This window comes from Ralstonia sp. OTU4908 (genome assembly GCF_038440115.1).
GTDB lineage: Bacteria > Pseudomonadota > Gammaproteobacteria > Burkholderiales > Burkholderiaceae > Ralstonia > Ralstonia pickettii.
In genome coordinates this window covers 20,262-29,325 of record NZ_JASATD010000044.1, presented here as the reverse complement: position 1 = coordinate 29,325, position 9,064 = coordinate 20,262, and the positions used below count along the sequence as shown (strand labels likewise).

Annotated in this window: 9 protein-coding genes; 6 read left to right on the top strand and 3 right to left on the bottom strand. The window is 64.6% G+C overall.

The window, feature by feature from the left end:
- A partial coding sequence (locus tag AAHM38_RS22550) for an oxidoreductase (protein ID WP_342234324.1) occupies positions 1 to 810 on the bottom strand: 810 nt, incomplete at its 3' end.
- Positions 811 to 1,075: 265 nt separating this feature from the next.
- On the opposite strand from AAHM38_RS22550, the gene AAHM38_RS22545 reads away from it, so the two are divergent.
- Genes AAHM38_RS22545 through speG form a run of 3 tightly spaced genes read left to right on the top strand, consistent with a single transcriptional unit; the run spans position 1,076 to position 4,959 of the window.
- On the top strand, positions 1,076 to 3,196 hold the full coding sequence (locus tag AAHM38_RS22545) for a TonB-dependent receptor (RefSeq protein WP_116575174.1): 2,121 nt from the start codon (positions 1,076 to 1,078) through the stop codon (positions 3,194 to 3,196).
- A 22-nt stretch (positions 3,197 to 3,218) separates the two neighbouring features.
- Positions 3,219 to 4,361, top strand: coding sequence for a PepSY-associated TM helix domain-containing protein (locus AAHM38_RS22540; RefSeq protein ID WP_116575175.1), 1,143 nt, complete (start codon positions 3,219 to 3,221; stop codon positions 4,359 to 4,361).
- A 55-nt stretch (positions 4,362 to 4,416) separates the two neighbouring features.
- The gene (speG, locus tag AAHM38_RS22535) at positions 4,417 to 4,959 is read left to right on the top strand and encodes a spermidine N1-acetyltransferase (protein ID WP_116575176.1); all 543 of its coding nucleotides are present in this window, start codon (positions 4,417 to 4,419) and stop codon (positions 4,957 to 4,959) included.
- A 17-nt stretch (positions 4,960 to 4,976) separates the two neighbouring features.
- Here the strand turns inward: speG and AAHM38_RS22530 are convergent, their stop codons facing one another.
- Positions 4,977 to 5,693: an ArsR/SmtB family transcription factor gene (locus AAHM38_RS22530; RefSeq protein ID WP_116575177.1), complete on the bottom strand. Its 717-nt coding sequence runs from the start codon at positions 5,691 to 5,693 to the stop codon at positions 4,977 to 4,979.
- 55 nt (positions 5,694 to 5,748) lie between these two features.
- On the opposite strand from AAHM38_RS22530, the gene AAHM38_RS22525 reads away from it, so the two are divergent.
- The 3 genes from AAHM38_RS22525 to AAHM38_RS22515 all read left to right on the top strand — a co-directional run bounded on the left by AAHM38_RS22525 (position 5,749) and on the right by AAHM38_RS22515 (position 8,627).
- Positions 5,749 to 6,927, top strand: coding sequence for a cytochrome P450 (locus AAHM38_RS22525; protein ID WP_257019783.1), 1,179 nt, complete (start codon positions 5,749 to 5,751; stop codon positions 6,925 to 6,927).
- Between the two features lie 48 nt (positions 6,928 to 6,975).
- A complete protein-coding gene (locus AAHM38_RS22520) occupies positions 6,976 to 7,320 on the top strand; it encodes an antibiotic biosynthesis monooxygenase family protein (protein ID WP_065853850.1) in 345 nt (114 codons plus the stop codon).
- Positions 7,321 to 7,472: 152 nt separating this feature from the next.
- Positions 7,473 to 8,627: a Gfo/Idh/MocA family protein gene (locus AAHM38_RS22515; RefSeq protein ID WP_065853846.1), complete on the top strand. Its 1,155-nt coding sequence runs from the start codon at positions 7,473 to 7,475 to the stop codon at positions 8,625 to 8,627.
- 55 nt (positions 8,628 to 8,682) lie between these two features.
- Here the strand turns inward: AAHM38_RS22515 and AAHM38_RS22510 are convergent, their stop codons facing one another.
- A complete protein-coding gene (locus tag AAHM38_RS22510) occupies positions 8,683 to 8,973 on the bottom strand; it encodes a hypothetical protein (RefSeq protein WP_009240655.1) in 291 nt (96 codons plus the stop codon).
- Positions 8,974 to 9,064: the final 91 nt, after the last annotated feature.

Sequence of the window (9,064 nt, the reverse complement as noted above, 5' to 3'; positions counted from 1 at the left end):
ATCTACACCCCAGCCTTGAGCGCCGGGTTTCATGCCGGCCAGCAGTTGCGCTTCCTGCTGATCCATCCGGCGTTTGACGAACGAACCGCGCGTGCCGTGGACGATCCAGCGCGGGGATCCACCCGCCACCAGCATGCTCGAGTGAAGGACGGCTCGACGCTCCCCCACATCCAACACGACATGCGCCCAGTCCGGCGTTTCTGCGCCCGGCCGCTGGCGTGCGAACGAAGCGCTTACCGCATCGGGCAGGCCGAGCAGTTGCAGCGCCTGGTCGATCAGATGCGGGCCCAGATCAAACCAGATGCCTGTGCCCTGCCCCGCTTGCTCGCGCCAGCGCGCACGCACCTGTGGGCGATAGCGGTCGAAATGCGCCTCGACGTGCATGGCCTCGCCAAGGGCGCCGCCCGCAATGGCGGCTTGCACGGCGAGGAAATCGCTGTCCCAGCGGCGGTTCTGAAACACCGACAGCACGCGCGCCGCGTCACGCGCCACCCGCGCGAGATGCCGCGCTTCTGCCAGCGTGACGGTGAACGGCTTGTCCACGACGACATGCTTGCCCGCACGCAACGCCGCTTCTGCCAACGGCGCGTGACGGTCGTTGGGTGCGGCAATGACGACGAGGTCGACGTCCGCATGCGTTGCCGCTGCTTCGGGCGTGCAGACCGTCGTATCCGGCCGTTCTACATGTACCGCGTCAGGCCGGTTGGAACCGATGACCTGCAAATGCAGCCCGGGCGTGGCATCGATCAAGGCGGCGTGGAAGAGCTTGCCGGCGTAGCCGTAGCCCACCAACGCAGCCCTCAATGGCATTTGATGTGATGAATGGGGCATGTTGAAAATTGGCAAAAACAGGCGACTCAGACGATGGCAGGGCAATTTAGTGCCCTATTGGCCGGCGATATGCCGAAAAAATTGCCTAATCGGAGACCGGCAAACGTTACCCATCGTCAAAAGCGGGTCTTAACTCTCTTGTAAATAGGAATTGTTCTCATTATTATCTGCGCCTTCACATTCTGAAGGCGCCGCACCTCGGGGGAGGGAGTCGCGTCGTATTTTTCACTTTACGGGAACTGCAATGCCGCCGAAACGTTTGTGCCTGTCTCTGGCCGTCCTTGGAACGCTGCCGTTTGCCCAGATGGCAACCGCCGCCGACACCGTTGCCGCAGCCGATGCGGGCACATTGCCGACTTCCACAGTCGAGGGCACGCGCAGCAGCACGAGCTACGACACGCCCATCGCCAACACCGCCACGAAGATTCCCGTGCCGCTGCGCGAGATTCCGCAATCGGTGAACGTCGTGCCGCGTGCGGTGATTCAGGACCAAGGCGCGCTGTCGATCAACGACACGCTGCGCAACGTGCCGGGCGTGTCGGCCTCGCTGGGCGATGCGCAGCGCGATCAGGTGACCATTCGCGGTTTCTCGTCGATCAATGACCAGTACGTCGACGGCCTGCGCGACGATTCGCTCTACTTCCGCGACCTGTCCAACATCGACCGCGTTGAAGTGCTGAAGGGCCCGGCGGCCGTGCTGTATGGGCGTGGTTCATCGGGCGGCATCATCAATCGCGTGACGAAGAAACCGCTGGCGACGCCGCTGGCCGAAGTCGGTGTGGTGGTGGGCACGGAGCGCCAGAAGCGCGCGGAGTTCGACCTGAACACGTCCATCAACGACGACGCCATCCGCGCGCGCATTACCGGCGCCGTTGAAGATTCGGGTGGTTTCCGCAACGACTACTTCCTGCGCCGTCAGGCGATCTCGCCGTCGTTCCTGTTCAACCTGGCGCCCGATACCAAGCTGACGGTGCAGTTCGATTACCTGCACGACAAGCGCATCGCAGACCAGGGCGTGCCGTCCTACCGCGGCCGCCCCGTCGATGTACCCATCGGCACGCGCTATGGCTCGGCCGATGCGGGCGCCGGCAATGTGGAGTCCACCGTCAAGAGCGTGACAGGCACGCTGGACCACCGCTTCAACGATAAATGGTCATTCCACAGCGTGGTGCGCAACTACGAATACTCGCTGGGCCGCAACAATTACACGACCGTCAGCCGCGTCACCGATGGGCCGATCCCGACCGTCACGCTATCCGTCAACCAGCGCAACCGGAACGACCGCGGCACGCTATGGCAGAACGAGCTGACGCAGAAGGCCGAGACCTGGGGCATCCAGCACACGCTGCTGTACGGCATCGAGCTGGGCTATCAGGACAAGAGCGACCGCGTGGCCGGCGCGCCGGGCACTACGACTTACAACCTCTTCAACCCGACGCTGCAGGTGTTGCCGACCGTCCCGGGCAACGCAGTGCCGACCAACTACGGCCTCTCGCACAACGAGACATATGCGGCGTACGTGCAGGACTTGATCAAGTTCTCGCCGCAATGGACGGTGCTGGCCGGCCTGCGCTATGAAATCCTCAAGCAGAGCCGCGACGACCTGACCCCGCGCAATGTGGATCTGTCACGCACCGACAAGCCGGTCAGCCCGCGCTTTGGCGTTGTGTATCACCCGATCGAGCCGCTCTCGCTGTATGCGTCGTACAGCCGCTCGTTCCAGCCGCTGGCCGATAGCTTCACCTTCTTCCCGAACAGCGGCGCACTGGCTCCGCAATCGACCACGAACTACGAGATCGGCGCCAAGTACGACCTGTCTGCCGGCGCGAGTGTCACGGCCGCGCTGTTCGACATGAAGCAGACCAACCTGACGGCGGCGGATCCGGTCACGCTGCTGGGCGTGCCCATCGGCACCCAGCGCACGCGCGGCCTGGAGTTGTCGTTCACGGGCGAGATCGTGAAAACCTGGTCGCTGATGGCGAGCTATGCCTATCTGAACGGCCGCCTGGAAAACCCGAACGACCGCAGCGGTGGCGTGGCCGTCAACGGCAACCAGCCGTCCCTCACGCCACGGCACAGCGGCTCGGTATGGCTGAAGCACGACCTGCCGAACGGCTTCTACGTGGCCGGCGGCGTGCGTGCGGAAGCTGCGCGTTACGCATCGCAGTACAACCTGACGACGCTGCCCGGCTACATGACCGTCGACCTGGGCGCCGGTTATCGCAGCAAGCACCTTGATGTCACGCTGAACCTGCAGAACCTGTTCAACCGCGCGTACTACGTGTCGGCTCACGGCGCCGCCGAGAACTACAACATGCCCGGTGCCCCGCGCATGGCGCTGCTGGGCGTGCGCTACAAGATGTAAGCATCGAACAGGCGAACGAGCGATGCTGCGACGGGTGCTGTTCCGCTTGCACTGGCTGATCGGGTTGTCGGCCAGTGTGGTGCTGGCCGTCGTTGGCGCCACCGGCGCGCTGATGGCGTACGAAGACGAACTGCTGCGCGCGCTCAACCCCGGCGTGCTCACCATGCCCGCGCGCAGCGGCCCTGCGCCGACGCTGCCGCAAGTGGCGGCGCAGGCGCGCGCTGCCATGCCGGACCGCCCCGTCACCTTCATCACCGCTGCGTCCGACCCCACCCAGCCGTGGCGCGTCTGGTATGCGTGGCCGCCCGGTAAACACGGTGGCAGCAGCCGCGGTGAGCTGCGCTACATCGATGCCGCCACCGGCACCTTGCTGCCCGAAGCGCGCGCACAGCGCTTCTTTGCCACCGTCAAACTGCTGCACCGGACGTTGCTTGCCGATGAGATCGGCAAGCAGATCGTAGGTGCGAGCACGATAGGGCTCGTCGTGATGGCGCTGTCGGGCTTGTACCTGCGCTGGCCGCGTCGCGTCTCGAACTGGCGAAGCTGGCTTGTCATCCGGTGGAGCCGTGCGGGCCGCATCCGATGGTGGGACGTGCACACCGTCATCGGCACGCTGGTGTTGCCGCTCTATTTGCTCGCCGCCTTCAGCGGGCTGTATTGGGCATATGACTGGTACCGCGATGGCCTGCAGCGCTTGGCCGGCGTGCCGGTTATCTCCAAGGCAAAACCGGTGGAAGTCCCGCGAAAACCGCTCGAAGATGCGGCAATTGAGCGCACGTGGAACGCTTTCCTCGACAACGCGTCGAACTATGTAACGGCCACCCTCCGTATCGACGATGCCCGCACGGGCCAGGTCGATATCAACTGGCTGCCGGCCGATGCTCCGCACGACCGCGCCTTCAACCGATTGACGCTGGACGCCGCTACCGGCACCGTTCTGCGCAACGAATCCTTCGCTGCAAAGCCGCCAATGCAACGCCTGCTTGCAGGCATGTTGCCGCTTCACAATGGACGCTATTTCGGCCCGATCGGCGTCGTGCTAGTGTTGATCGGAGCGTTGATGCTGCCGGTATTTGCAGCAACAGGGTGGTGGCTGTATCTGGATCGGCGCCGACGCGCGCAACCGCGGCGTAAGCACGCATCCGGAGCGACACGTCCTTGCTGAACACGTTGGGACGTCGACGCGATGTCGGGCGCCTCAACACAACAAGGACAACACCATGGTGATCGAAAAATCCCGCGACCTTTGCCTGCGCCCGCTGGAGCGCAATGACTTGCGCTTCGTACACGAACTGAACAACGACGCGAAGATCATGCGTTACTGGTTCGAAGAGCCGTACGAAACGTTTACCGAACTCTCACAGCTCTACGACCGCCACGTGCACGACCAGCGCGAGCGCCGCTTCATCTGCGAGAACGATGCCGGCGAAGCCGTCGGCCTGGTCGAGTTGATGGAGTTGAACTACATCCACCGGCGCGGCGAATTTCAGATCATCATCGCGCCCGGCTGGCAGGGTCACGGCTATGCGTCAACCGCGACGCGACTTGCCATCGACTATGCATTCATGGTGCTGAATCTGCACAAGCTGTACCTCGTGGTCGACGTAGTGAACGAACGCGCGATCCACGTGTACGAAAAATGCGGCTTCCAGCGCGAAGGTGAACTCATCGAGGAGTTCTTCAGCAATGGCGCGTATCACAACGCGCTACGCATGTGCGTGTTCCAGCGCGACTACGTCAAGTCGATCGGCGGCGCCAACTGACGCACGGCCGCGGGGCCCTACGCCGTGCGCAGCCATGCATGCAATTCGCGCTGCCCGACCTCGGTCATGTTCAGTGCACGCGAATGCTTCTGCCGCGCCAGCCATCCCAATGCGATGCAGCGCTCCGCCACGGCGGCCCCGAGCGCGCCTGCCAGATGCGGGCGACGCTCGCTCCAATCCATGCAGCCATAAGCAAAGCGGCGCCGGCCGTTGCGCAACGCACCCACATCGACGCCGATGGCGGCCAGCGCCTGCTCACCCTCGGGCGTGACGTCGTAGGCGCCGTGGATTGCATCGAGCTGCGTCAGCCAGCCGCGCGACAGCAGTTTCTCCGACACCTCGGTGCCGAGCTGCCCGGCCAGGTGGTCATAGCACAGGCGCGCAGCACGCAGGTTTTCAGGCACGACTGATCGCCGCGGGTCAGCAGGTTTTTCAGGCGCGACCACCAGCAGCGACTCGATCATCTCCGCCACCGCCGGAGAGCGCAGCCCGAAGTATTTGTAGCGTCCGCTCGACAACGAGGTGATGAGCGCATCGGCCTCAAGCCGGCGCAAGTGCGCGCTGGCCGTGGCGGGCTCCACACCGGCCCCGTAGGCGAGTTCCTTGGCAGTCAGGGAGCGGCCTTCCATCAACAGCAGCAGCATGCGGATGCGGGTTGGGTCGCCAATCGTGGCAGCCACGCGGCCGATGTCCGGCTGGGTGGTCGATTCAGTGGCTGAGGAAGATGCGGTCATGGTTCGATGGAGACCAAACTGTTGGCGCGTGACTGGCGGGCGGCCAGTGCAGACAATGAGAGCCATCTTACTCCCGCGCCCCACGCTGATGATTGCCCTCAACACCGCCCCGCCCGCTGACGTGCTGCAAGCCATCGTGCATGCCGATCCCGCTCCCTATTACGCCGAACTTGCAGCACAACGCCCGTTTTTCTTCGACGCCGCCCTGGGCTGGTGGGTCGCCGCCAGCGCTGAAGCCGTAGACGCGGTGCTGGGCAACGCCGCCTGCTGCGTACGACCTGCCGATGAGCCCGTGCCCAAAGCCGTGGCCGCGACGCCCACGGGCGAATTCTTCGGCCGCCTCGTGCGCCAGATCGACGGCCCAGACCACAGTGCGCGCAAAGCCAAGGTGATGACTGCGCTGGGCCGCTTGGATGTGTCTACGCTGGCGGGCCACGCGCAACGGCATGCGCGCACTGCGCTGCCCGAGGCAGCAAGCCTGGATGCCGCGCTGGATACCGATGCCCACTTTCGCGTGCCGCTCGCCACGATGGCGCACACGCTGCTGGGCAATGGTGCCGATGCGCCTGCCTGCCAGGCCGACATTGCCGCGTACTTGGCAGCGCTGAGCCCCGGCGCCAGTGCAATCGCCGTCGCGCAGGCTGATGCCGCCGTCGGCCGCTTGCAGCAGCGCTTTGCCGACTCGCCGTTCGCCGGCGCTGACGCTGACGATGACAGCGACACCGACATCGCCAATCTCGCCGCCCTGCTTGCGCAAACCTACGACGCCTGCGCGGGGCTGCTCGGCAACTGCATCGTCGCGCTGTCGCGGCACGCCGGGCTGACTGCCCGGCTGCGCGCCCAGCCCGACGCCATCGAGCCCTTCGTGCGCGAAGTCCTGCGCCGCGACGCGCCGGTGCAGAACACACGCCGCTTCGTCGCGCACGATGTTGATCTGCTCGGCCACCCGCTGCGCGCGGGCGACAAGATCCTGGTGCTGCTGGCCGCTGCCAATCTGGATGGCACAACCAACCCCGACCCGCTACGCTTCGACATCGACCGCACGGCGCCGCGCCTTTGGACTTTCGGCGGCGGCGCGCACCGCTGCCCCGCCGATGCATTGGCCACCACCATCGCGCGCGAAACGGTGCGGCATCTGCTGAGCCTGCAGGAAGTCGACCGATGGCTTGCCGGGCTCGGCGAGGTGGCATACCGCCCTTCGCCCAATGCGCGCATTCCCCGTTTTCAAGCTTGAAGTTGCACCAAACAACACATCACGAAGACACCCCACAGGAGACTTGCCATGATCGCCGTCATCTTTGAAGTCGAGCCCGCACCGGGCCAGCGCGACACCTACCTCAACCTGGCCGCACGGCTGAAGCCGCTGCTTGAGCAGGTGGACGGCTTCATCTCGGTAGAGCGGTTCCAGAGCATCACGAACCCCGACAAGATGCTCTCGCTATCGTTCTTTCGCGATGAAGAGGCCGTCAAGGCGTGGCGCAACCTGGAGCAGCATCGCGGCGCGCAGCACGTCGGACGCGACCGCGCGTTTGCGGACTACCGCCTGCGCATTGCCCACGTGGTGCGCGACTACGGCATGACCGAACGCGACGAAGCCCCGACTGACAGCCGAGCGGAGCACGCCTGAGCGCAGGGCAAGGCGCCCCTGCAGGCCCGATGTGACGCCTTTTGCCCCCACCGGGCACCACCTTTGCTTAATCAGTCAGCACCCGCACGGCGGAGCACGCTACACCGCGGCCTCGGCATGCTGCCGTGCGCAACGATTGCAAAGGAATTGTCATGAATACTGCTTCTCATGAGGCTGCGGGTGAGCTGCAAGTCGCTCCAGCCCGCGCCGTTCAAAGCCCGGTGCGTTATGCCGTGGTCGGGGCTGGGTGGATTTCCCAGGCTGCATTTCTGCCCGGCGTCGCGCAGAGCGGCAACTCCGTCGTTACGGCGCTGGTCACGGGCGATGAGGCCAAGGCCACCGCACTGGCCGATCGCTACGGCATCCAGCATGTGCACGGCTATGCCGACTACGACCAGTTGCTTGCCTCGGGCGACATCGACGCAATCTACCTCGCGCTGCCCAACGACATGCACCGGCAGTACGCCCTGCCCGCCCTGCAGCGCGGCGTCCACGTTTTGCTTGAAAAGCCCATGGCCACGAGCGAGGCCGATTGCGAAGCGATGATCGAGGCAGCCCGGGCCGGCAACGCGAAACTGATGATCGCCTATCGGCTGCATTTCGAGCCCGCCACGCTGGCCGCCATTGAGCTTGTACGTACGGGCAAACTGGGCCGCATCCGCGCGTTCTCGGCCATGTTCAGCCAATCGGTGGCGCCGTCCAACCACCGCGCCAATCACGGCTATTGGGCCGGCCCCGTCTCGGACATGGGCGTGTACCCCATCAACGCGGTGCGTAATCTCTTTGGCGAAGAGCCGATCGAGGTGTCAGCCAGTGGCGTGCGCGACCCCGACCTCCCGTTCAACTTCGACGACACCGTCAGCGTCACGCTGCGCTTTGCCGACCACCGCGTCGCCCAGTTCGTCGTCAGCTACAGCGGCGCGAGCATCGACCAATACCGCATTCTCGGGACAAAGGGCGATCTGGAAGTCTCGCCGGGCTTCATGTTTGGTGTGGGCCTTAAATACCGGGCTACCATCGACGGCAAGACGCATGAACAGGCGTTTGACGCGACCGACCAGTTTGGCGGCGAACTGCAGTACTTCTCGGACTGCATCCTCAACAATCGGGAGCCGGAGCCCAACGGCGAGGAAGGCTTGGCTGACGTGCGCGTACTGGCCGCCATCGAACGCGCGCTGGAATCCGGGCAGCCGCAAAACCTGGGGCCGTTCCAGCGCCAGGGCCGCATGGAGACTGCGCAGGTGCGCAAGCTGCCGCCCGTGCCGTCGCCAGAACTCGTGGACGCGGCAGAACCCGGCAAAGGATAAGAAAGACCAAGAAAGAAAAACGCCCGCGACGAACGGCGGGCGTGGGATTCAGGATTTACAGATTGATGCGCTGGACGGCGTCGCGCATGCGCTTGCGTATCGAGACATCCGAGTTGGTGTTGCTGCTCGAGCCGTCGGTCTCCATGGCGTTATCGCACCGCCACTCGGTAGCCTCGCCGTTGTCGGTCAGCGCACAGACGCGGTGCGTCCAGCGGTCCCACACGAACACATCGCTGCCGGCCTCGCCAGAGAGCAACGGCTCAAAACGGTACATCCACAAGTACCCGACACCCAGCAGGGTGACCAGAAAGATCGCCATCCAGGACGCTTTGATTCGGCGCCACATTCTCATTTCTCCTCGCGGAGCCGCTGCGCCGGACGCGTTTGACAGTGCGTCGCTGGGCCAAAAGCGCGGTGCTCCGAGGGGCAAATCGTAA

Coding starts and splice junctions, on each gene's coding strand:
- speG (WP_116575176.1), top strand. CDS start 4,417: ATGGTGATCGAAAAATCCCGCGACCTTTGCCTGCGCCCGCTGGAGCGC.
- AAHM38_RS22545 (WP_116575174.1), top strand. CDS start 1,076: ATGCCGCCGAAACGTTTGTGCCTGTCTCTGGCCGTCCTTGGAACGCTG.
- AAHM38_RS22520 (WP_065853850.1), top strand. CDS start 6,976: ATGATCGCCGTCATCTTTGAAGTCGAGCCCGCACCGGGCCAGCGCGAC.
- AAHM38_RS22525 (WP_257019783.1), top strand. CDS start 5,749: ATGAGAGCCATCTTACTCCCGCGCCCCACGCTGATGATTGCCCTCAAC.
- AAHM38_RS22540 (WP_116575175.1), top strand. CDS start 3,219: ATGCTGCGACGGGTGCTGTTCCGCTTGCACTGGCTGATCGGGTTGTCG.
- AAHM38_RS22515 (WP_065853846.1), top strand. CDS start 7,473: ATGAATACTGCTTCTCATGAGGCTGCGGGTGAGCTGCAAGTCGCTCCA.
- AAHM38_RS22510 (WP_009240655.1), bottom strand. CDS start 8,973: ATGTGGCGCCGAATCAAAGCGTCCTGGATGGCGATCTTTCTGGTCACC.
- AAHM38_RS22530 (WP_116575177.1), bottom strand. CDS start 5,693: ATGACCGCATCTTCCTCAGCCACTGAATCGACCACCCAGCCGGACATC.